The sequence below is a fragment of the Paludisphaera rhizosphaerae genome, assembly GCF_011065895.1.
In the GTDB taxonomy this organism is placed as follows: domain Bacteria; phylum Planctomycetota; class Planctomycetia; order Isosphaerales; family Isosphaeraceae; genus Paludisphaera; species Paludisphaera rhizosphaerae.
This window is the reverse complement of the sequence record NZ_JAALCR010000005.1, coordinates 322,249-344,047: the sequence shown is the minus strand read 5'-3', so window position 1 is coordinate 344,047 and position 21,799 is coordinate 322,249. Positions and strand designations below refer to the sequence as shown.

At 66.7% G+C, this 21,799-nt stretch carries 16 protein-coding genes; 6 read left to right on the top strand and 10 right to left on the bottom strand.

Going from position 1 to position 21,799, the window contains the following annotated elements:
- Window positions 1-1,222 (top strand): tetratricopeptide repeat protein (locus G5C50_RS09000; RefSeq protein ID WP_165067957.1); only part of this gene is annotated, 1,222 nt, incomplete at its 5' end.
- A 38-nt stretch (window positions 1,223-1,260) separates the two neighbouring features.
- Here the strand turns inward: G5C50_RS09000 and G5C50_RS08995 are convergent.
- Entirely contained in the window at window positions 1,261-2,115 is an 855-nt protein-coding gene (locus tag G5C50_RS08995) for a cyclase family protein (protein WP_165067955.1), read from the bottom strand.
- Between the two features lie 118 nt (window positions 2,116-2,233).
- Between G5C50_RS08995 and G5C50_RS08990 the strand changes: the two genes are divergently transcribed.
- Entirely contained in the window at window positions 2,234-3,658 is a 1,425-nt protein-coding gene (locus G5C50_RS08990) for a DUF2079 domain-containing protein (protein ID WP_165067952.1), read from the top strand.
- Window positions 3,659-3,700: 42 nt separating this feature from the next.
- On the opposite strand, the gene G5C50_RS08985 is transcribed toward G5C50_RS08990, so the two are convergent.
- The 4 genes from G5C50_RS08985 to G5C50_RS08970 all read right to left on the bottom strand — a co-directional run bounded on the left by G5C50_RS08985 (window position 3,701) and on the right by G5C50_RS08970 (window position 8,172).
- Window positions 3,701-4,750, bottom strand: a complete 1,050-nt coding sequence (locus G5C50_RS08985) for an aldo/keto reductase (RefSeq protein WP_206107623.1) — start codon at window positions 4,748-4,750, stop codon at window positions 3,701-3,703.
- Window positions 4,751-4,865: 115 nt separating this feature from the next.
- The gene (locus tag G5C50_RS08980) at window positions 4,866-5,378 is read right to left on the bottom strand and encodes a Dps family protein (RefSeq protein ID WP_165067947.1); all 513 of its coding nucleotides are present in this window, start codon (window positions 5,376-5,378) and stop codon (window positions 4,866-4,868) included.
- Window positions 5,379-5,440: 62 nt separating this feature from the next.
- Window positions 5,441-7,123 (bottom strand): alpha-keto acid decarboxylase family protein, encoded by a 1,683-nt coding sequence (locus G5C50_RS08975; protein WP_165067945.1) that lies wholly within the window; start codon window positions 7,121-7,123, stop codon window positions 5,441-5,443.
- Between the two features lie 77 nt (window positions 7,124-7,200).
- Entirely contained in the window at window positions 7,201-8,172 is a 972-nt protein-coding gene (locus G5C50_RS08970) for an alpha/beta hydrolase (protein ID WP_165067943.1), read from the bottom strand.
- A 193-nt stretch (window positions 8,173-8,365) separates the two neighbouring features.
- On the opposite strand from G5C50_RS08970, the gene G5C50_RS08965 reads away from it, so the two are divergent.
- Together G5C50_RS08965 and G5C50_RS08960 are read left to right on the top strand one after the other, a co-directional pair.
- Window positions 8,366-9,073 (top strand): SMI1/KNR4 family protein, encoded by a 708-nt coding sequence (locus G5C50_RS08965; RefSeq protein WP_165067941.1) that lies wholly within the window; start codon window positions 8,366-8,368, stop codon window positions 9,071-9,073.
- 95 nt (window positions 9,074-9,168) lie between these two features.
- Window positions 9,169-10,659 (top strand): sulfatase family protein, encoded by a 1,491-nt coding sequence (locus G5C50_RS08960; protein WP_165067939.1) that lies wholly within the window; start codon window positions 9,169-9,171, stop codon window positions 10,657-10,659.
- A gap of 45 nt (window positions 10,660-10,704) precedes the next feature.
- On the opposite strand, the gene G5C50_RS08955 is transcribed toward G5C50_RS08960, so the two are convergent.
- A complete protein-coding gene (locus G5C50_RS08955; RefSeq protein ID WP_165067937.1) occupies window positions 10,705-13,362 on the bottom strand; it encodes a DUF6259 domain-containing protein in 2,658 nt (885 codons plus the stop codon).
- Window positions 13,363-13,495: 133 nt separating this feature from the next.
- Complete coding sequence (locus tag G5C50_RS08950; protein WP_165067935.1) at window positions 13,496-14,428, bottom strand: alpha/beta hydrolase; 933 nt, start codon at window positions 14,426-14,428, stop codon at window positions 13,496-13,498.
- A 182-nt stretch (window positions 14,429-14,610) separates the two neighbouring features.
- Here G5C50_RS08950 and G5C50_RS08945 point away from each other — a divergent pair, with 182 nt between their 5' ends.
- A complete protein-coding gene (locus tag G5C50_RS08945) occupies window positions 14,611-14,808 on the top strand; it encodes a hypothetical protein (RefSeq protein WP_165067933.1) in 198 nt (65 codons plus the stop codon).
- A gap of 96 nt (window positions 14,809-14,904) precedes the next feature.
- On the opposite strand, the gene G5C50_RS08940 is transcribed toward G5C50_RS08945, so the two are convergent.
- The 3 genes from G5C50_RS08940 to rplU all read right to left on the bottom strand — a co-directional run bounded on the left by G5C50_RS08940 (window position 14,905) and on the right by rplU (window position 19,751).
- Complete coding sequence (locus G5C50_RS08940) at window positions 14,905-17,886, bottom strand: vitamin B12-dependent ribonucleotide reductase (RefSeq protein WP_407673508.1); 2,982 nt, start codon at window positions 17,884-17,886, stop codon at window positions 14,905-14,907.
- A gap of 676 nt (window positions 17,887-18,562) precedes the next feature.
- On the bottom strand, window positions 18,563-19,159 hold the full coding sequence (locus tag G5C50_RS08935) for an REP-associated tyrosine transposase (RefSeq protein WP_165067928.1): 597 nt from the start codon (window positions 19,157-19,159) through the stop codon (window positions 18,563-18,565).
- 274 nt (window positions 19,160-19,433) lie between these two features.
- Window positions 19,434-19,751 (bottom strand): 50S ribosomal protein L21, encoded by a 318-nt coding sequence (rplU, locus tag G5C50_RS08930; RefSeq protein ID WP_165067925.1) that lies wholly within the window; start codon window positions 19,749-19,751, stop codon window positions 19,434-19,436.
- 352 nt (window positions 19,752-20,103) lie between these two features.
- Here rplU and G5C50_RS08925 point away from each other — a divergent pair, with 352 nt between their 5' ends.
- Entirely contained in the window at window positions 20,104-21,729 is a 1,626-nt protein-coding gene (locus tag G5C50_RS08925; RefSeq protein ID WP_165067923.1) for an RNA polymerase sigma factor, read from the top strand.
- Window positions 21,730-21,799 lie beyond the last annotated feature (70 nt).

Below are 21,799 nucleotides of genomic sequence, written 5' to 3'. Positions count from 1 at the left end.
GTATCGCGGCGGCTGGGGCGGCAACGGTTTCTGGGGCGGCTTCGGCCTTGGAACGCTGACGGGCTGGGGCCTTGGCGCCATGACCACCAACTGGTTCCAACCGGCCGTCGTCGGCGTGCCGATGGTCCAGACGATGGGAGTTTACGACTACTTCCCCACCTGGAGCGTCGGCGCGTACGACGGTTGGGGGTTGGGGTCGGTGGCCAGCACCTCGATCCTGAGCGGCTACAGCAATCCGTATTACGCCTCGGTGGCTGCGGCCCAACCGGCCGTGGTCCAGCAGACGTCCGCGGTCTACGACTATTCGCGGCCCATCAACGTCGCCGCTCCCGCGCCCGAACCTGATGTGGCCGAAACGAACGAGCAGGTCTTCTCGGCGGCTCGCAACGCGTTCAAGTCGGGCGACTACAACCAGGCCCTGACGCTTGTGGATCAGGTGCTGAAGAAGACGCCGGACGTCCCCGTCATCCATGAGTTCCGCGCCCTGGTTCTCTTCGCCATGGGCAAATACGACGAAGCCGCGACGGTTCTCTACGCGGTTCTGTCGGCCGGGCCGGGGTGGAACTGGGAGACCCTCGTCGGTCTGTACCCGGACATCGCCACCTATACGAACCAGATCCGGGCCCTGGAGGCGGTGGTCAAGGGGGCTCCAACCGACCCTGCCTCCTACTTCCTGCTGGCCTACCATTACATGGTGCAGGGCCACAACGACGCGGCCGCCGCACAGTTCGAGGAGGTCGTCAAGCGCGCCCCCGAGGACAAGCTGTCGGCGTCGTTCGTCAAGGCGTTGAAGAAGTCCGACGAACTGGCGAAGGTCGCCGCGGCCAAGCCGGCGCAGCCTCCGGCCGCGCAGCCCGGCCAGCCTCCGGCGGCCGCTGCGAACGCCGCCACGCCGCCTCAGGGCGAAGCCAAGGAGGAGCCTGATTTTCAGCCGCCTCCGCCGCCCCCAGCCAGTTTGCATGGGAAGTGGACGGCCAAGCCGAACCCCGACCTGACCATCACCCTGACCCTGGACGACGACGCCGTTTTCACCTGGGAGGTCGACTCCAAGGGGCAGAAGCAGTCCATCACCGGCATGGCCGGCTACAAGGACGACACCCTCGGACTCTTCCAGCAAGAGGGCCCGCCCCTCTCCGGCAAGGTCTCGGCGATCGGTCCCAACTCGTTCACCTTCAGCGCGGCCGAAGGAGACAAGGGGCCTGCCTTGACGTTCACTCGATGATCATCGCGACGGGGGCGGGATGTTTCCGCCCGCCTCCGTCACGGCGCCACGGCGAAGACCCGCGCCGGGAAGCCCGAGCCCCCGCGGGGCCTGGGGAACGTGGCGACGACGATCGCGCCGGCTTCGGGGACGGCGTCGAGACTCGCGAGGGCTTCGATCTGGTAGCGGTCGCGACCCAGGACGTATGCTTCCAGACCGTAATCGCCGCGACTGGTCGCCGAGCCCGGGTCGGTGTCGAGCGTCTCATGACCGACGGCCGTCGCCTTGCGGTCTTCCAGCAGGTATCGCAACACCTCACGGCTCCACCCCGGGGTATGGGAGACGCCCTGAGCGTCGACATTCCGCATCGCCGCCGGGTCGGGCCAGCGCTTGCTCCAGTCGGTCCGGAGGGCGATGAACGCCCCCTCGGGAATAGGGCCGTGCCGGCGCTCCCAGGCGCGGACGTCGTCAAGGGTCGTCGTGTAGTCGGCGTTGGCGGCGACGGCCTCGTGGACGTCCAGCACGACCAGTGGCAGGAGCATCTCGCGGACGTCGATCTGATCCACGGTTCGGAGCCCTTTGATGAAATGCGCGGGCGGATCGACGTGCGTCCCCCACTGGCCGGCCAGGCTGTAGCGGTGGATGAGCAGGCCCTTGCCCATGGTTCCGCCGCCCGGTTCGAAGTCGTACAGCGTCTCCACCGTGGAGTCCGGTACGCCCCCCCAGTGCGGAATCCCCGGCGCGAACGTGTGCGTCAGGTCGATGAACCGCCCGCCGCGGAGCGTCGCCAGCAACTCCCAGAACGGCGGCTGTTCCACCTTCTCCGAGCGTCCTCGAACCGATGCCGTTGCGACGGCCGCCAGAGCCAGGCCCAGTGCCGCCAGGACTGTCGCACGAACTCGTCGTCCTTGCATGGAACGCCCCCCCATCGATTTCGCCGTCGCTCGGCCGCCGACGCGCATCATACCTACCGGACTGGCCTTATAATATCGACACTGAGGCGGGGCGAGTCGGAGGCGTTGAGGCGACGTGATGCGGATCGACGAACGGACGGGCTCCTGGTTGATCGTGGCGGCGCTGACGGCCGCGCTGACGGCGCTCACGACCACGCAGGCCCTGCAACGCTACGACGACCTGCGCACCGGCTGGTCGTGGGATCTGGCGTACTACAACCAGTGGTACTGGGCGCTGACCCAGGGAGACGGCTTGATCTCGGTCCGGCCGATCTCGTCATACGCCACCGAGGGGCCGCAGGTCTGGAAGTCGAACTACCTGTCGCCGGCGCGGTACATGATCGCCCCGATCTACATGGCGTTCCCCAGCCCTCGGACGCTGCTGGTCATCTGCAACGTCGTCTTCTGGTGGGTCATCCCGGCGGCTTACACGCTGTCGCGGTCGGAGTCCGGTTCGAGCCGCGTCGCGTTGGGGGCGGCGACGCTCGTGCCGTTGACGCCGCTGGCCTGGCCGATCGTCTGGAACGACTTTCGAGAACTGACAATGGCCACGCCCTTCGTGCTCTGGGCGTTCCAGGGGGTGCGTGCGAGACGCGTCGGACTGACGGCGGCCGGCGTGGCGGGGATGCTGGCCTGCCGGCAGGAATTCGCGATCGTCGTCGCCTGGTTGGCATTCCTGCCGCCTCGCGAGGACGAGGACGTCGGCCGCAAGGCGCTCTGGCGGCTGGTGCTGTTCGACGTCGGACTGGGATGGCTGGTCCTGGCGTTCTTCGGCTACCTCTACTTCTTCGTCGGCCGCTATGCTCCACAGGCGTATTTCAATCAGTTCATGGGACCGAAGCCAACCCTGGCGCAGACCTGGGAAACGCTCAGCGAGTTCCTCCGCGACGGCTTCGGCGCGTGGTCGATCTTGATGCTGGCGGTCCCCGGCGCGGCGTTGCTGGCCGGGTTCTGGGTTTGGAACCTGGCGGCCGGCCAGTGGGCGATGCGGTTCCTCACCGGGACTTCGTGGCACCACGTCCGCTACGCGACGCCCGCCGTGGCGACGACGATCGCGGCCGGGGTGGTCGGCTTCTCGCGAATGGCGGCCTGGCTGCGTGGCGTGCGCGGGGGGGCGGCGGCGATGGTCGTCCTCTGGCTGGCGTCGGCGGTGTTCTCGGCGGCCGGGACGTGGTCGACCGTCTCGCGGATGTCGGCGATCCCGCCGCCCGTCGCGGCGGCCGACGTCAAGCCTTACTGGGCCTGGGTCAGTCAGGTCGCCCCGGACGACGCCGTGCTCGCCTCTTATGAGTTCACGGCCCCGCTCTCCTCGCGCAAGAGCCTGTATAGCCACGTGATGAACGTCAACGAGCCGAAGGGATATCCGAACCTGCGCCCGGAGTTCCGCTGGGTCTTCTGGAAGACCCCCGAGTACGGCGGGGTCGACCGGTTCGTGAACCAGGGCTTCGTCGTCGTCCACCGGGGGCCGTCGTTGACGATCCTGCGGCGCTCGGGTACGCAATAGAGAGGGCCCACCCGGATCGATCCGAGTTCGGCGCAGTCATCCTCACGGCGGCGTGATCACTCCGTTCGGGTCCCAGAGATCCTCCCAACTCTGGCCCTCTTTCCAGAGGAAGACCTGGCCCTTGATGAGCCGGCAGCCGCGGTCGATTCCTGCAATGTCTCGCATGTCCTGATCGGTCAGCGAGTCCTCGCAGACGACCTTGAGGGCGGACAGAAACTGGGGGCGTTTGACCGAGAACGGGATGGGGATTTGCCCGCGTCGGACGGCCCAGAGTAGGCAGACGGTTCCGGGATGGACTCCCAGCCGTTCGGCGATCCGGACGATCACCCGATCCTCGACGTCGACCGTGTCGTCCTCGGTCCGGTCGCGCTCCGGGCGGTTGGGCGAGCCGATCGGGGAGTAGCCGATCGGGACGATCCCGGCGTCGACGACGAACTGGAAAAGCTCCGGTTGCTGGAAGTGCGGGTGCAGTTCCATCTCGTTGCAGGCCGGCTTGATTCGGGCGTCGCGGAGCAGGAGTTCCAGCTTCGGGATCGTCATGTTCGACGTGCCGATGTGCCGGACCAGACCGGCGTCGACGAGGGCCTCCATGCGCCGCCAGGTCTTCATGAAGGCTTCGTGGATGTATGGTTTGGCGTCGTTGCTGCGGGCGGTGACGTCGCAGCCGGGGGGATGGTAATTGGGGAACGGCCAGTGGACGAGGTAGAGGTCCAGATCGTCGAGCCCCAGATCCTGCAGCGACTGGCGACACGAAGGCTCGACGTCGTCCTCGCCGTGCTTGTCGTTCCACAGTTTTGAAGTGATCCACAGGTCCCTACGGGCGACCCCGCCGTCGAGGATCGCGCGGAAGGCCCCGCCGATGAGGTGCTCATTGCCGTACACCGAGGCGCAGTCGAAGTGGCGATAGCCGACCTCCGCCGCCTCCAGCACGGCGGCGGCGACCTGCTCGCCCGAGAACCGGTCGGAACCGAAGGTCCCCAGCCCGATGACCGGGATCGTCGCCCCGCTGGAGAGGGTCCGGTGCGGGACACGGCTCGGATCGACCCCGTCGGACGCGACCGAGAACGGTCGCAGCTTCGTTCCTTCGGCCACGTCCAGCCTCCTCGCGTAACGACCCAGGAGTTTGGTCCCGACCTGCATGCCGGCCTATGACTCGACATCCTAACGCGCGGCCAAACTCGGGGCAGGGGGCGTCTGGCTCGATGCTTCAACGCCGGCCGACGATCTCCGAGAGGAACCAGGTCCTTCGCTCGGTCTCGTCGATCCAGTTCTCGATGAGGCTGGCCGTGGCCACGTCGTTGTGCTCGTCGCAGACGGCGTGGGCGGCGCGGAGGGAACGCGTGAGCTGCTGGTTGTCGGTGGACAGTTCGGCCAGCATGTCGCGGGGCTCGACGAACTCTTCGTTGTTGTCCCGCAGCCGCTGATGCCGCGCGATGTCGCCGATCGAGTGCAGCGTCGTCGCGCCGATCTTGCGGGCGCGTTCGGCCAGGTCGTCGGTCATGGCGAAGATCTGGTCCGAGTGCTCGTCCAGCAGAAGGTGGTAGTCGCGGAAGTGCGGGCCGCTCATGTGCCAGTGGAAGTTCTTGGTCTTCACGTAGAGCGCGAAGACGTCGGCGAGCAGGCCGCGAAGCTCGTCGCCGATCGCGGCGACGCCTTCCGGCGCGAGGTCGGTCGGCGTGGCGAGGGCGGGATTCACGCGGACGGTCTGGGAGGCTGGCATGACTGGGTCCTTTCGTCGGAAACAAGGTTTGGGTCGAAGCGAGGACGGTACGCCCTCGCGGATTACCGTTTGTAGAGGCTCTGGGTCGCCGCATGCATCTGCATCGCCAGCGGCGGCGCCACGTACTTGTCTGTCACGACTTCAATGTAGGCGGCCGTGTCATGCGCCTGGGCCCGAGCCAGGGCCGCATCGAGTTCGCCGCAGGTGGTCGCGCGGGCGGTGTACCAGCCTTCACAGCCGAGCGCCTGGGGCAACAGGTGGTAGTTCCACGGCGCGAGGTCGTTGTAATAGACGTCCGGTTCCTCGCAGAGAAGACGCTCGATGAGGTAGCCGCTGTTGTTGAGCACGAAGATGATCGGCTTCGCGCCGAACCGATGGAACTGGCCGACCTCCTGCGCCGTCATCTGGTGCGAGCCCTCGCCGGTGATGAGGACCGTCCGACGATCCGGCGCCGCCAGCGAGGTCCCGAGTGCGGCCGGCGTCGCCCAGCCGATGGCTCCCCACAGGGTCTGATTGTGGAACGTCGCCCCCTCCGGCAACCGGGCCGCCGCCAGCCCCAGGACGTTCGTCCCCGATTCGGACACCACGACGTCGTCCGGCCGCAGGAAGCGCTCCCAGCGCGGGTAGAGAGCCTCCGCCGTGATCCGGTCTTCGCCCTGGCCTTGAGGCTCGCCCAGGTTGGTCGGCTTCGGCCTCGCGAGCGGGGTGCGCCTCGGCAGCCGATCGACGAGCGCGGCGAGGACGTCCCCCATCTCCACGTCCTCATACCAGTCGCGGCCGACGCGCGTTCGATGGTGCATCACGTTGATCGTCCGCGACGGATCCAGCTTCGCCGTGAAGGCCGCCGTGTTGAAGTCGCTCGCCATCGCGCCGACGCCCAGGACGCGGTCGGCGCCTTCGACCAGGTCGCGCACTTCCGGGTTCGACCAGCCACCGTCGTACATCCCGACGTAGTTCGGGTTCGATTCGTCGAGCACGGCCTTGTCCATCATCATGGTCGCGAACGGCAGGCCCGAGGCGTTGACGACCGCCGTCAGCGCCCCGCGGAGCCCCAGCCGCGCGACCAGGACGCCCGGCAGGATGCAGGCGGAGTTCGCCCGGCTCACCGCCTCGACGATCGCCTCCACGGCTCGCTCCAGCGAGGTCGGATCGCTGGACGGCTCCTCGGTCGGTCCGGCCGCTCCGATCACGGGGATATTCGCGACGTCGGTCGGGAGGGCCATGTAGACGGGCCGTCGGTGGTAGAGGAGGGCCGCGATCAGCCGCTCGGTTTCGGCGATGCAGTTCTCCGGGGTGATCACGGCGTGGGCGCAGACGGCCGGCGACGCCATCTGGTGGAAGTGGTCGAACTCCCCGTCGCCCAGGGTGTGATGGACGATGGCGCGGGAGCGTTTCGTCGCCCGGTTGGGCTGGCCGACGATGTGGAAGATCGGCACGTGTTCCGCGTAGGTGCCGGCGATTCCCGGCAGCGCTCCAAGCTCGCCCGGCCCGAACGTCGTGCTGATCGCCGCCACGCCCCGGATGCGGGCGTAGCCGTCGGCCGCGTAGGCCGCGTTCAGTTCGTTGCAGGTGCCGATGAAGCGGAGATTCTCATCCGCGCAGATCGCGTCGGTGATTGGAAAGGCGAAGTCTCCGGGCACGCCGAAGACGTCTCTCACGCCGAGCCGTCGCAGGCGAGACAGCACGTACTGGGTCGTCGTCAGGGTCGCGGGCTCAGTCTGGCCCAAGATCGATGTCGCGGACATGATGATTCTCTTTCGCGAATGGGCGGCGTGGGGGTGGGATGGGCCAAAACGTTAGCATGTGAAGTTGTATAATCTCCTTAGCGGAGTCGTCGCTTGAGTTCCTCGGCGACCTGGATGAGGGAGGCTCGCGTCGCGGGGACCTGGCTGATCGGGTTGAGCAATCCCCAGTCGTGGATCAGGCCGCTGTATCGCACGGCGATCACGTCGACGCCGGCGACGTCGAGCTTCCTGGCGTATTCCTCGCCCTCGTCGCGGAGCACGTCGTTGCCGGCGGTCAGGACGAGGGCCGGCGGCAGGCCGCGGAGCTGTTCGGTGGAGGCTCGCAACGGCGAGGCGTAGATCTCGCCCCGTTCGGCGGGGCTAGTGGTGTAGTTGTCCCAGAACCACTTCATCATGTTGCGGGTGAGGAACCGGCCTTCGGCGTAGTCGTGATACGACTCGGTCTCGAAGTAGGCGTCCGTGACCGGCCAGAGCAGGCCCTGGAAGCGGATCTGCGGTCCGCCGCGGTCCTTCGCCATCAGCGAGACCACGGCCGCCATGTTGCCGCCGACGCTGTTGCCGACTACCGCCAGCCGCCGGCCGTCGACGTCGATCTCATGGCCGTGCTCCGACACCCACTTCGTCGCCGCGTAGGCCTGGTTGATCGCGACCGGATACTGGGCTTCGGGCGAGGGCGTGTAGTTCACGAAGACGGCCGCCGCCCCGGAGTACGCCACCAGGTCGCGGACGAGCCGCTCGTGCGTCGGGTAGTCGCCGAGAACCCAGCCGCCGCCGTGGAAGAACATGAAGGCCGGGACCGTCTTCTCGGCGCCCGCCGGATGGACGACCGTCAATTCGAGACTCTGTCCGTCGTGCTCGATCGTCACGGTCTTCACCCGCGCCGGCGGCAGCTCGACGTTCGCGGACGCCTGGAGGTCGACGAGGACCTGGCGAGCGTCCTTCGGCGAAAGCTCTTCCAGGGGCTTCCCGCCGCCGGAGTTCAGCTTCTTCAGGAAGGCTCGGATATGATGTTCGATCGCTTCATCAACGCTGGGATCAACGGCTTTCATGGCACGATCCTCTCGAATTGGAGTTGGAGTTTCTCGCCACCGCTTGCTCCGCTCGGTTGTCGCTTTCAGGGAGTTCCGCGTGGAGACCTGTCGAAACCCTTCATCAAGTCAGGCCGCTGCCAGTGGACCGACGCCGGGAAGTTCGGCCTGAGTGAATTGTATGAGGAGGCCCGGCCTTACAGGGGGAGGACGTATGCCTGAACTCCGAACGCCGAATTTCACCGTGGGCTGTGGCGATTGGGTCCGTGAGATGAGGGCTTTTACCGACCCGTTCGACCCGCATTACTGGGACGATTTTCATCCCCACACGACCGACGAAATCGACGAGTGCGAGCGGATGGTCAATCGGAGGCTGCCCGCCGATTTTCGTGCGTTCCTTCTGCGTGTCGGGTCGGGGAATTTCAGTCGCGGGGGCGGCATCTACACGCCTGAAGAAATCGTTCTGGCCTGCCCGGGTCCCTTCTACAGCTTGCTTGGCAGTTCGGAGTGGGCGACGCCTGAGGAGCATCACCGCCTTTATGCATCGCGTGGAACGGAGAACCCTCGCCCCGATCGATTCACCGAGGAAGCTGTCTCATTCGGCGGCCTGAACCTATTCGACCTCCTTCAGGTTGGGTATGACGGGAATGGGGGCTACATCGTCCTCCATTTGGCACCCCCTGCGCCGCCGACGTCCTGGATCTCAAACCTGCGACGATTCCGCATTCGCTCGCTGACCCAGGCCCGCCTGCCGCGATCGTTCGGCTACGGCTTGCTCGTGCCCGAGGATGTCGAGGAACGGCTGCCCTCCTTCTCGGACGGCCTCAAGGCGTTCCTGGCTCGGGGCTGGCGTAGTGCAAACGGTCTGGATGAACCCACCGGCCTACGGCTTGATCTATCCGACCTGAAGTTCGACGAATAACGGCCGCTTGCGGCCAGGCGGAAGGGCCGCCGATCGATGGCGCTCCTGAGCCCGGCCAGTAGGCGGGGCGGGGGGGCGTCATTACAATAGGCCCCATGAACGCCATCGTCGTCGCCTGCAACAGCGTGCATCTGGGATTCCTCGGGGCTTACGGGAACGCCTGGATCGAGACCCCCAACCTCGACCGTCTGGCGACGGAAGGGGTCGTCTTCGACCATCACTTCCCCGAGAACCTGACCACGCTCCCGACGCGCCGGAGCTGGTGGACGGGACGGTACGGCTTCACCGACCCGGACCTCGGCTGGACCCCGCTCCGGCCGGACGAGACGATCCTCCCGGACCTGCTCAGCCCCCACGGCGTCCGCACGGCACTCATCTCGGACTCGCCGTTCCTCCGCGAGAAGGGAATGGGGTACGGGCGAAGCTTCGACGACGTGATCTGGATCCGGGGCCAGGGCTACGACCCCTACATCCCCGTCGACGACCCCCGCGCCCGGGGCGTCCGCCTGGAAGACGAGCCCGGCCTGCGGCTCCCTCCCGACGAGGACGAGGACCCTGAGGTCGCCGAGCGCTGGCGGACTCGCTGGGAGCAGCTCCTCCGCAATCGCAAGGCCCTGAAGGCCGACCGCGAGGAGAACACGGGCGTCGCCCGGACGGTCAAGGCGGCGGTCGGCTGGCTCGAACGGCGCAAGGACGACCCCGAGCCGTTCATGCTCTGGCTCGACCTCTTCAGCCCCCACGGCCCCTGGGACCTTCCCGAAGAGTATCGCGACCAGTACGCCACCATCGAGCCCGACGAGTTCGAGTCCGACGAGGAAGGCGACCTCGTTGAAGAGGATGACGACGAGCCGATCATCGACGTCGAGGACGTCTCCGTCCTGATCGACGTCCCCGCCGGCGCCGTGGGTGACGTCCTCAGCGAGGCCGAGCTTTACCGCCTTCGCCGGACGTACGCCGGGGCCGTCACGCTCGTCGACCGCTGGGTGGGCGAGCTGTTCAAGGCCCTCGAACGCCTGGGCCGCGACAAGGACACGCTGCTGATCTTCACGGCCGACCAGGGGGAGCCCCTGGGCGAGCACGGCTTCGTCCGTCGGTTCCGCCCCTGGCTGTACGAGGAGCTGGTCCACACGCCGCTCATCATCCGCATGCCCGGGGCGAAGCACGGTGGGATGCGGCACCAGGCGATCGTCCAGACCGTCGACCTGCTGCCGACGCTCCTGGGATTCTTCGGCGTTCGCCCCCCGGATGAGGCTCCGCTCATTCACGGCAGCGATCTGCTCCCCCTGATCCGGGGCGAGCAGACCAAGATCCGCGACTACGCCTGCATGGGCATGGACGTGGAGGAGTACGCCATCCGCACCCACGTCTGGCACATGATCCTCCCCCTCGTCGACGACCCCGAGGAACCCCGCCACCCCGAGCTATACCGCAAGCCCGAGGACCGCTGGGACCAGAACAACGTCATCGAACAGCACGGCGAGGCCGCCGAACACCTCGAACTGGCCCTCCGCCGCTTCGTCGAAGCCCTCCCGCGCGAGGGACTCGACGACCTCCCGCCGCTCCGAGACGTGGCGCGGCGGGGATAAGCCAGAAGCTCACCGGATTCTCAGCGTGGTCGCGCCTGTCCTGCTTCACTGCGACGGCGCGGCCACGGCCACATCGCGAGGGGCGAGGACGAAGTCGCGGCCCTCGAACGAGAAGCGGGCGGTTCGATAGGATGCGTTGAACAGGGTGTGCACGGTCTTCGGCCCCTTCCCGAAGCGGTTGATGAAGACCGCGGGATGGGGAGAATCCACGAGCGGTTCGGCGGGGCCGGCGAAGGCCTCGGCGTGCTCGTGCAAGAGCGAACCGGCCTTCTGGATCCAGGCGAGCAGCTTCTCGCCGTACCAGGTCTGAGCGTGCCCCTTCAACCACAGCCCGTTGCCGTGCCAGAGCGACAGGCGGAAGTCCTCGGCGGCGAATGCGCGAGGGTCGATGCCGAGCGAGACCATGTCCCAGAGCCGGATGTCCGGGAACGCGAACCGCGAGAGGTTCAACTTGAGCGGCGACTGTCGGACGTCGGTGAGCGGCAGCGCGTAGCAGAGAGCGGCGTCGAAGTAGGGGGCGGCGGCGTCGGGGGGTGTCTCCTCGATGTAAAGGATCGTCTCGCCGACGCCCGACGCTTCCAGCTCGCGGCGGACGGCGGCCGCGGTCTCGATCTCGCCGCGAAGCGTATCGACTCCCGGGGGATGGCCGTGGGTCGTGGCGAAGCACCGCTTGCCGCCGAAGCCGAACTCATCCAGGTAGACCCCCGCCGCGCCCACGTCCGCCGCGACCTGGGCGACCCGTCGCGACAGATAGCTTCGCCATTCCGGCATGTAGGGGCAGGCGTAGAATTCGGTGGCCTCGCCGCCGGCCCACCAGAGGCCTTTTCCGTTCTGGTCGATCAACTGCCAGCGGCCCTCCTGGGCTTTCCCGACCGCCGATCGCTTGTCGATCAGATATCCCTCGAAGTAGAGCCCCGTGGGGACGCCGCGATCGCGGGCTTCGCGAATGTTCCGGGCGAGGTCCGCGACCCCTCCCAGTTCAATGGGATAGTCGCCGACCCGTCCTACGGATTCGGACATCGCCCAGCCGGAGACGTCGATGAAGTCGATCCCTCCGAAGGCCCGGCCGTCCTCGATCAAGGCGTCGAACGTGTAGCGGCCCGCCTTCACGTCGAACAGCTTGCCCGTGCCGCCGACAGGGTAGTCCCGGCGGGTCCAGAACGCGGAGCGGAGCCAGGCGGGGCGGGGGCCGACGGGCCTGTACCACGTCGCCAGCCAATCGCGATACGCCGAGAAGCCTTCGCGCCAATCGCCGCTATGGAACGCGATCCGGACCTCGGGGGCCCGCCATGATTCGCCGGGCTCCAGGTGGACGCGATGGTCGACCTCCGCAGCGACCTTCGCGTCCGTCTTTTTGAGGCGGAAGGTCTTGTCGCGTCCCTCGACGTCGCACACGACGACCGCCGCGCCGCGATTCGCCTCCGGGGCGAAGACGTCGAGGAACTGGAGCGGGAAGGCGGCGTTGTACGGAGCCTCCAGCGTCCGCTCCTCAGTGGAGATCACGGTCCCTCGGCGGGGAAACAGGTAGGCGACGTCCCTGGGATCGTCCGAGACCTGGACGGTCGCCTGGGGAAACGTCACCGTGAGGTCCAGCGCCTTCGTTCCGCCGTTCTTCAACGCCAGCGTCGCGCGCCGGCCGCCGGCCACGGTCGACTCGACCAGGTCGGCCGCGACGGCGCCCTCGGGCGCCCCGGCGATTCGGTAACTCAGCGACGCCTCGGCCGGCGCGGCGGCCTCGTTCCGCTTTTGGGGAGCTTTCAGAACGGGGAGCGATTCCAGGGAGGTCGGCGGCGGGGCGTCCGAGACTCCTCCGGCGGCGACGAACAACTGGACGTGCGGGCTGCGGTCGTACAGTTCGACGGCCGCTAGCGGGCGTCCGCGGTCCAACTCCAACGCGTAGAGGGCGGGGGATCGGTTCGTCAGGACATGCCGACGCTCAGCGATCGAGAGCGGGTACTGTTCCTCCCAGCCGCCGTCCTTGTAAATCAGGCGGACCGTCACGTCGGCCGTCTCTCGACTCTCCTTCACGCGGATCTTATCGGCGGGGACGCCGGCCGCGAACTCCCGGACGTTGGCGAAGTGCGGCGCGATCGTTAGGTAGAACGCGCCGCCCGCGCGTGGGGCGCCGACGATTCGGATTGTCTCCTCGCCTCGCATCGTCGTCCCTCGCCAGGCGTCAGCCGCGACGGGAGCCTCAACGCCCCACGCGACCACGTCCGAAGGGAGCTTGGGCGGATCCGTGGGGAGGAGTTCCGGCCCGCCGACGAAGGTCAGTTCCTCCAGGTCGAGCCTGGCGCCTTCTGGGAGGGTGTATCTCAACTCGTGGATCTGGGGAGTCCGCATCTTGCCGCGGAGGTCGACTTCAAGCGTATGGCTCTCGCCGTCGGTCTTCAGGTCGCTCGACCGAACCGCCACGACCGGCTGGCCGGCGACGAACGGGTTCTCCGGGTTCGTCGCTCCCGGCGTCACCGGCCCGACGCTCCCCGGGGCGAGCGTCAGAACGGCGGCGTCTCCGCCAAGCGTCCCCGACGCACGGTATCTCAGTTTGAGCCTTGGATAGGCGTAGACCCAGACGGGTTCGACGGCCTCGCGCCGATCGCAGGGGCCGGTCATGCTGGCCGGCCCCCGTCGATATCCAACCAGAGACTCCCCGTCCGGCTCCCAGGCGGTCATCGCCAGGAGCAACATCAACCGATACGCCATGTCGCGGCCCCGATCCTCGTTCCACTTCGTCCTTCGTCCCGCGGGCCGAAGATACGACCCGCCTTTCGGCTCCTCAAGGAGCGCCTGCGAAGCCGAGCCTTGCGGCCGCGAGCATAACGCAGGCGATGAGGGCTTAGGATTTCGGCGTCAGCAACTTCATGGCCGTCATCCACTCCTCGCAGCGCTTCGGCCAGGTGGAGCAGGCGTTGGGGCTGGGGCGGAGACCGAAGCCGTGGCCGCCGGTCGCGTAGACGTGCAGCTCAGCAGGGACGCCGGCCTGTTTGAGGGCGGTGTACATCGAGACGCTGTTGAGCGGGCTGACCTTGTCGTCGCCGGCGTGGGCCAGGAACATCGGCGGCGTCTTTGAGGTGACGCGGAGCAGGGGGTTGTCGGCTTCGTTGCGGTCTTCCATACCGCCGGGGTAGATCAGGACGGCGAAGTCCGGGCGGGCGCTCTGCTTCTTGTCGACGTCGTCGGTCTGGGGGTAGACGGGCTCGTCGAAACGGGTCGAGGCCGCGGCCGAGAGATGGCCTCCGGCGGAGAAGCCCAGGACGCCGATCCGGTTCGGGTCGATCTTCCATTCAGCGGCCTTGCTCCGCACGAGCTTGACCGCGCGCTGGACGTCCATCAGGGGCTGGATCGGCTTCTTCTCCGGGGGCGTGCCTTCGCGGCGAGGGACGCGGTACTTCAGCACGATGCCGGTGACGCCGATCGAGTTCAGCCAGGCGGCGACCTCGTCCCCTTCCAGGTCCATGGCCAGGATGTAGTAGCCGCCGCCAGGGCAGATCACCACGGCCGCGCCGGTGTCCTTCTCCGGTGCCGGTCGGTAGACCGTCAGCGTGGGGTGCGAGACGTTCCCCAGGCGTTTGACGGGGGACGTCGGCGGGTCCATGAACTTCTCTTCCTCGATCTTCCCCACCTCGCCGGGCGCTGGGCCGGGCCAGACGTCGAGCACGGCCGCCGCCTTGAGCGGGGGTTCCTCGAAGGCCCGCGCCGAGGTCCACGGAAGGGCCGACCCGACCAGGGCGAGTAGCCCGATCCCGAGCGTCGCGGGGTGTAAAGTCATGGCTGAAAAACCTTTCAGGAAGGTGTTTTAAGGCGGGAGAGCCGTCAGACCGCCTTGCGGCGATCGTGGGTTTCGGTTGTAATCCCGGCCCACATCTTGAGCAAGCGGGACGCGGCGAATCCAAACAGCGCGCGCTTCCGCCCGCCTCCCTCGATCATCTCGTCATTCAAGGAGGATGCGGTATGACGCCTCTGTTCGCGTATTTCGGCCCGGAAACCGTGCTGCCGGCGACGTCCATCATAGCCACGATTCTGGGCGTGGTGCTGATGATGGGCAAGAACTCGATACGATGGTGCGTCGGCCTGGTCAAGTCGACCTTCGGCGCAGTGCTGGGCCGCAAGGCCGAGCCGAAGGCCGCCGAGGAACCCTCGGCCGGCTGATCTGATCGACGGGACGCCCTTCGAACGACGAAGGGCCGCCGCCTGTTGGAAAGGCGACGGCCCCGCGGGATTCGTCTCATCGACGATCGTTCGAGATCAGGAGCAGCCCATGCTGTTGCCGCAGTTGAAGCAGCGGTAGCAGGTTCCGCAGCGGACGGTCAGGGCGCCGCAGTTGTCGCAGGCCGGGGCGTCGCTCTGGAACGAGGCGAACTGCTGGTCCTGCACGTTCAGGCTGGCGTCCGCGGCGATCACATGGGGCTGACTCGCCGGTTGCTTGGCTGGCGCGGTCCCCAGAACGGCCTCGGCGTGCTCCAGGTCCGCCATCGTGGCTGAGCGGTGTCCGTTCACCTTCAGCACGGGAGCGGCCGAAGCCTCGACGGCGGCCGGCTTGGCCGCGGGCTCCTCGTAGCCTCCCCGGTTGGGGGAGTTGGCTTCGCGGTAGCCGTCGATGAACTCCATGCCGAGCCATCGGAAGATGTAGTCGGCGATGCTCTTGGCGATCGGGATGTCCTGGTTCTTGGTGAACCCGGCCGGCTCGAATCGGCTGTGAGCGAACTTGTTGACGAACACCTCAAGCGGCACGCCGTACTGCAGGCCGATCGAGATCGACGTCCCAAGGACGTCCATCAGGCCGCCGATGGTCGAGCCTTCCTTCGCCATCGTGATGAACAGTTCGCCGGGGCGGCCGTCGGGATAGAAGCCGACGTTGATGTAGCCCTCGTGCCCCTGGATGTCGAACTTGTGCGTGATGCTCCGCCGCGTGTGCGGCAGCCGCTCGCGCCGGGGCTTGGCCACGATGGTCGTCGTCACCGGAGCCGCGGCGGGCTTCAGGGATTCAACCGCGACCACGACCGGCGTGGGAGCCGGGGCGGGGGCGGCTTCGGCGGCCTTGGACGCCTCGGCCGACTTCTCCTCGCTCTTGGTGGAGACCGGCTGGCTCCCCTTGGAGCCGTCGCGGTAGATGGCCAGGGCCTTGAGGCCGAGCTTCCAGCCTTCCAGGTACGTCTCGCGGATGTCCTCGATCGTGGCCTCGTTGGGGAGGTTGCACGTCTTGGAGATCGCACCCGAGAGGAACGGCTGGACGGCCGCCATCATCCGGAGGTGGCCCAGGTAGTGGATGCTCCGGCCCCCTTGCGGCGGGGCGAAGGCGCAGTCGAAGATCGAGAGGTGCTCGTCCTTCAGGCCCGGAGCGCCCTCGATCGTGTCGTGGGCGTCGATGTAGTCGAGCACGCCTCGGATCTCGGGCTCGTCGTAGCCGAGCTTCCGCAGGGCCGAGGGGACGGTCCGGTTGACGATCTTGAGCATGCCGCCGCCAGCCAGCAGCTTGTACTTCACCAGGGCGATGTCGGGCTCGATGCCGGTGGTGTCGCAGTCCATCATGAACGCGATGGTGCCCGTCGGCGCCAGCACGGTCACCTGGCTGTTGCGGAACCCGTTGGCCCGGCCGACCTCCAGGCACTCGTCCCAGATCCGGTGAGCGGCGGTCCGGATGGCCTCCGGAGCCTTCTCGTCGATCTTGTAGGCGGCGTCGCGGTGCATCCCCATCACGTTGAGCATCGGCTCGCGGTTGATGGCGAAGCCGTCGAACGCGCCGACGCGCCCGGCGTGCTCAGCGCTGGTGAGGTACGCCTGGCCGTGCATGACGGCGGTGATCGCCGCGGCGACCGCCCGGCCTTCCTCGGAGTCGTACGGCAGGCCGGCCGACATCAGCATGCTGCCCAGGTTGGCGTAGCCCAGGCCCAGCGGCCGGAACTTGTGGCTGTTGGCGGCGATCTTCTGCGTCGGATAGCTGGCGTGGTCGACCAGAATTTCCTGCGCCGTGATGAAGACCCGCACGGCGGCGCGGAACCGCTCGACGTCGAAGGCGCCGTCGGCGTCCACGAACCGGACGAGGTTCAGCGAGGCCAGGTTGCACGCGCTGTCGTCGACGAACATGTACTCGGAGCAGGGGTTCGACGAGTTGATCGGCGCGGTGTTGGGGCAGGTGTGCCAGCGCTGGATGGTGTCTTCATACTGGACGCCGGGGTCGCCGCAGAGCCAGGTCCCCTCGGAGATCCGGTCGAGGAGCATCTTGGCGCTGTAGGTGTCCATCGGCCGACCGGAGAGGACGGCCTTGGTGGTCCACTCGCCGTCCTTCTCGGCCGCGTCGAGGAACGCGTCGGAGCAGCGGACGGAGAGGTTGGCGTTCTGGAAGAGGACCGAGCTATACGCCTCGCCGTTGAAGTTGGCCTCATAGCCCTGCTTGATGAGGGCCTGGGCCTTGGCCTCTTCCTTGATCTTGCACTCGATGAATTCGAGGACGTCCGGGTGCCAGATCTTGAGGGTCTGCATCTTGGCGGCGCGACGGGTCTTGCCGCCCGACTTCACCACGCTGGCGACAGCGTCGTACACCCGCATGAAGCTGACCGGACCCGACGGCTTGCCGCCGCCGGCGAGCTTCTCGCGGCTGGACCGCAGGGTGGAGAGGTCCGTCCCCGTCCCCGAGCCGAACTTGAACAGCATGGCCTCGCTGTGCGCGAGCCGCATGATGCCGTCCATGTCGTCGGAGACGCTCTGGATGAAGCAGGCGGACGACTGGGGCGTCTCGTACGCGTTGGCGGCGGCGACGATCGTGCGGGTCTCCTCGTCCCACCGCCAGTTGTTCGCCGGGCCGGCGATGCCGTACGAGTGGAACAACCCCACGTTGAACCAGACGGGCGAGTTGAACGACCCATACTGATTCAGGCAGAGGGCGGAAAGCTCGTCGTAGAACTTCGCCGCGTCGTCGTCGGAGGCGAAGTAGCCGTCCTCGCGACCCCAGTCGGCGATCGTCCGCGTGACGCGGTCGACCAACTGCCGGACGGAGTACTCGCGCTTGCCGTCGGCCGGGGAGCCGTTGCCGCCGGATATGTCGCCGTAGAAGTACTTGCTCACCACGACGTTGGTGGCGAGCTGGCTCCACGACCTGGGGATCTCGCAGTCGACCTGCTCGAAGATCGCCCGCCCCTTCTCATCTTTGATGGCCGCCGACCGGAAGTCCCACTCGACCTCGTCGAACGGGCTGACCCCCTCCGTGCTGAACACGCGCGGGACCACCATCCCGGAGCGACCCTTGGCCAGATCCTTAGCCTTAGCCACTCCCTCGGGCTGATGCTGTTCCACGGAGGTTGCCCCCTCCCGTCTTCCTGCGTTCGCCATCTTACACTCCCCAGGGACGATCGGACTTCGATCGGCGAGAGGAACGAGCCGACCGTCGGCCAGCGCGCCCCCTATACTATCGACCGTACGTCCACCAGTCCAGATGTTCATGCCCCGCTGACCTAGAAGTCGGCGTGCGTTTCGCGGAACTTGAGAGTCGGCGCGCCCAATTCTAGGACGCACCCTCGGGACGGCATCCGCCGGGCCCGAGATGTTCGCGACGAAGCGGGAGTAGGCTCCCCCAGATGGGAGACGACCTCGGCAGTTCCCTGGCGTTGGTTCTTCGCTCCACGACTCGGCAGCGAAATCATTGCGCGCAGGGATGTGAAGGGCGCGTAAAAAAGGACCCAAATCAGGGATGGGATCCAGGCGCGGACGGCAGAGGCGTTAAAGACGGTTGGTGGCCGATTCCATCCCTCACACTCAGGAAAAAAACCCTGGGTGCCATGGCCACGCTTGCGTGGCCATGCGATCGGCGACGGTTTTGCGGAGTCCCATGCCGGTTCATGGCCACGCAAGCGTGGCCATGGCACCCAAGGTCGAACCCATTTCCACAAGTCGTTTATAGGAAAGTCATTTAGCGACGGGGATCCTCGGGGAGCGACGAGAGGTCCAGGCGTAGTCGTGGCGATTCACTGCCCATATAGCCGCTCGCACTGGACCATTCCCAATCCTCGGGGCGATCGCACAGGCCCCGCCGAACGGGGTTGGCGTGGATATAGTCGATCATCTCCCAGACAGACCGGGGTTCCCAGGCGTTACGGTCGTAACCGCCGCCACGTTGCCAGAACCTATGCGACTCTTTGCCGTTGGGCTGACGATCAAGCATCCGAGGCAGAAAATCCGGCGCGTTCTGGCGAACGAAGAGGAGCGCCCGCTTCGCGACGGGTTGTTTAAGGCTGGTGAGCACCGCCCCAATCGAATACTCAGTGGTAATCGGGTAGATCAGCAGGTGGACGTGCTCGGGCATGAGCACGTAAGCCCAGAGATGGAACCGGTGAGAGTCGCGGGCGGCTTCGATGGCCTCGATCATCCAAAGCCGAGAGCGATCCGCAGCCAGGAATGGCTGTCTTCCAAAGCAGGAAAAAGTCAGGGCATGGGCATGCCCCGGCTCGTCGCAGCGGCGACAGCGTTTGCGACGAGGCCAAGTTGAGCCCGACGATTGGTCGCCCATCTCATAGATGAGCGTAGGTGATGGATTGGGCGTGATCCATCAATTAGGGACAGACGGCATCACAAGCTGATCGCTGACCCCAGGGGGCAACTCGTCAGGAAATCCGCAAATGAGTGCCATGGCCACGCTTGTGGCCATGAACAGGCTAGGAAGGTTCGCGAGACCATCGCCGATCGCATGCCCACGCAAGCGTGGACATGGCACCCAGGATTAGATCCAAGCGCGCAAAAAAGCCCGCGCGGGGCGCGGGCTAGTGATCGAGAATCCGATCCGATCAGGAGGCCTTCGCCACGCTGGTGATCTGGACCGTCGTGTAGTGCTGACGGTGTCCGCGGCGGCGACGCATGTTCTTGCGGCGGCGGAATTTCTGGATGATGATCTTCTTGGTGCGGAAGTGGTCGACGATCTTGGCCGTGACCTTGGCGCCGTCGATGACGGGCTCGCCGACGGTGGGCTCGCCGTCGCCGGCGATGAGCAGCACCTTGCCGAAGATCAGCTCGTCGCCGACCTGGCCCTGGCGGCGATCGACCCGGACGAAGTCGCCTTCCTGAACGCGATACTGGTGGGAACCGTCTTCAAAAACAGCGTACATGGTCTTTTCCGAAGCTCCTGGGCGGGACGGCCCGCACGCGACACATGCGACGAGACCGGGATGCTCGGGCTCGCCCGCCCCCGCTCGACTTCTCTGGACGTTGGTTCGTCATCAACGCGCGGAATCCCCTCCGCGCGAGAAGAAAATGCGAATATAGCCGATCGTTGGGGCCTCGATCAAGAGGCTTGCGCGCTTGAGTTTCGATCCTCCGCGTCTTTCTTACGGCGGGGAAAGGGGTTGCGTCGCAAGGACTCTCTCTTCTACCGTGATCCTGGAAAAAACCCAGGGCCGAACGTTCCGTCCCTCGCATGGCAGCAGCGACTTCGGAGATGGTAGGGACAAGGAGGGCGGCATGACGACGCCATCGACGACCGGCTTGCGGGCCCTCTTTACAGGCGGTTCCGCGACGGGTCTCACCGACGGCCAGCTTCTGGAACGCTTCCAACATCGCCACGAATCGGCCGAGGCCGCATTCGAGGCGCTGGTGGACCGACACGCGGCGATGGTCTGGGGCGTCTGCCGACGTTCCCTCGACCGCGCCGACGCCGAGGACGCCTTCCAGGCGACGTTCCTGGTCCTCGTTCGGAAGGCCGGAGCGATCCGACCCGACGACCGAGGCTCCGTCGGCCGCTGGCTTTACGGCGTCGCCCGCCGCGTCGCCGGCCGACTCCGCCAGGAAGCCGCGAGACGTCCTCCCTCCCTCGATCCAGTCCTGGCCGAGGACCCCGCATCCCTGGCCGAACGTCGCGACATCCGCGAGGCCGTCGCCGCCGAACTGGATCGACTCCCTTCCAAGTACCGACGTCCCATCGAGTTGTGCGACTTCGAGGGCCTCACCTACGAGCAGGCCGGCGTCTTCCTGGGTTGGCCGACCGCCACCTTGAAGAATCGCCTTGCGCAAGGTCGCTCACGGCTGCGAGATCGGCTGACCCGTCGGGGATTGGCCCCGGCGGCGGCCGTCGCGACGGCCGCGATCGCGCGGGAATGCCAGGCCGGCGTCCCGAGGGCCCTCATTCAATCCACCTGCCGGGCCGGAGCCATCGCTTCGGGGACCATCCCCGCGGCTGTCGCCCGGCTGACCGAAGGAGCGATTCGGACCATGTTCCTGGACAGGATGAAGACCATCGCCTTGATCGTATCGACGGGCTTCGGAGCTGTGGCCGTCGCCGGCGTGGCTTCGCCGCGAGGCGAGGAGACCGCCCCGCCGTCGACGGTCGTCGTGGTGCCGGACGCCGGCAAGGTCCCGCGCACCCCAGACCCGCGTTTCTCCAAGCGGATGCAAAATGGCGCGCTGGTCGAGATCGTAGCCGTCTCCTCCGCCCCCGCCACCGGACTCTGGTGGCGACCCGACGGCACCCCTTTGGCCGAGCCTCCTTGCGACTCCATGGGGCCTGACGAAGATGCCGAGGATGGACGATATCGGATCCTCTATCAGGTTACGGACGCTCCCGAGAACGACGATGTGAAGCCAAACTCCGGACCTGCATCGGACGTCATGGGTTACAACCGTCACGTCCGACTCAATGGCAAGGTCGTCCCCGGCCTGCGACGGTTCGGCTTGGGCTATCGCACGAAGCGAGATACAGCCTCGGTGCGCATCGGGGGCGCTTACGGTCCGTGGGAGACGATCGACGAAATGAGTCCGTCTCAGGGGGCGGGGCATGCCGACAACTGGCCGCGCGGCCATCGCCGGATTTTCTCCATCACGCCAGTCGGGGAAGGGTGGACCGTTGCAACGGTGGTCCACGAGATCGACCTCCGGGATAAAGTCTTCCGGCTCATCGCCGTTGATGAACAGGGGAAGGAGACGCGGGGCACCGTGCAAGATCTGGATACCGAAGTCTTCGCCATGTATCAGGCGACCTTCAACCTTTCGAAGGACAAGATTCAGGGATTCCGCTTCCAGATGCGACCCCGAGGATATGTCACGATCGACGGCATCGCCCTGAAACCCAACCGTCCCGCCGCTCCGCGTTGAAGCCTCTGCGTCCCCCTTGTTCGAGACGTCGCCGCCCGATCAGAATCCGGGAAACCCGGGTCCGATCGGG

Bases quoted from the DNA above. Each gene is read 5' to 3' on its own strand.
- G5C50_RS08995 (WP_165067955.1), bottom strand. From the start codon at position 2,115: ATGCAAGGACGACGAGTTCGTGCGACAGTCCTGGCGGCACTGGGCCTG.
- G5C50_RS08935 (WP_165067928.1), bottom strand. From the start codon at position 19,159: ATGGGCGACCAATCGTCGGGCTCAACTTGGCCTCGTCGCAAACGCTGT.
- G5C50_RS08950 (WP_165067935.1), bottom strand. From the start codon at position 14,428: ATGACTTTACACCCCGCGACGCTCGGGATCGGGCTACTCGCCCTGGTC.
- G5C50_RS08980 (WP_165067947.1), bottom strand. From the start codon at position 5,378: ATGCCAGCCTCCCAGACCGTCCGCGTGAATCCCGCCCTCGCCACGCCG.
- G5C50_RS08925 (WP_165067923.1), top strand. From the start codon at position 20,104: ATGACGACGCCATCGACGACCGGCTTGCGGGCCCTCTTTACAGGCGGT.
- G5C50_RS08940 (WP_407673508.1), bottom strand. From the start codon at position 17,886: ATGGTGGTCCCGCGCGTGTTCAGCACGGAGGGGGTCAGCCCGTTCGAC.
- G5C50_RS08965 (WP_165067941.1), top strand. From the start codon at position 8,366: ATGCCTGAACTCCGAACGCCGAATTTCACCGTGGGCTGTGGCGATTGG.
- G5C50_RS08955 (WP_165067937.1), bottom strand. From the start codon at position 13,362: ATGGCGTATCGGTTGATGTTGCTCCTGGCGATGACCGCCTGGGAGCCG.
- G5C50_RS08970 (WP_165067943.1), bottom strand. From the start codon at position 8,172: ATGAAAGCCGTTGATCCCAGCGTTGATGAAGCGATCGAACATCATATC.
- rplU (WP_165067925.1), bottom strand. From the start codon at position 19,751: ATGTACGCTGTTTTTGAAGACGGTTCCCACCAGTATCGCGTTCAGGAA.
- G5C50_RS08990 (WP_165067952.1), top strand. From the start codon at position 2,234: ATGCGGATCGACGAACGGACGGGCTCCTGGTTGATCGTGGCGGCGCTG.
- G5C50_RS08960 (WP_165067939.1), top strand. From the start codon at position 9,169: ATGAACGCCATCGTCGTCGCCTGCAACAGCGTGCATCTGGGATTCCTC.
- G5C50_RS08945 (WP_165067933.1), top strand. From the start codon at position 14,611: ATGACGCCTCTGTTCGCGTATTTCGGCCCGGAAACCGTGCTGCCGGCG.
- G5C50_RS08975 (WP_165067945.1), bottom strand. From the start codon at position 7,123: ATGTCCGCGACATCGATCTTGGGCCAGACTGAGCCCGCGACCCTGACG.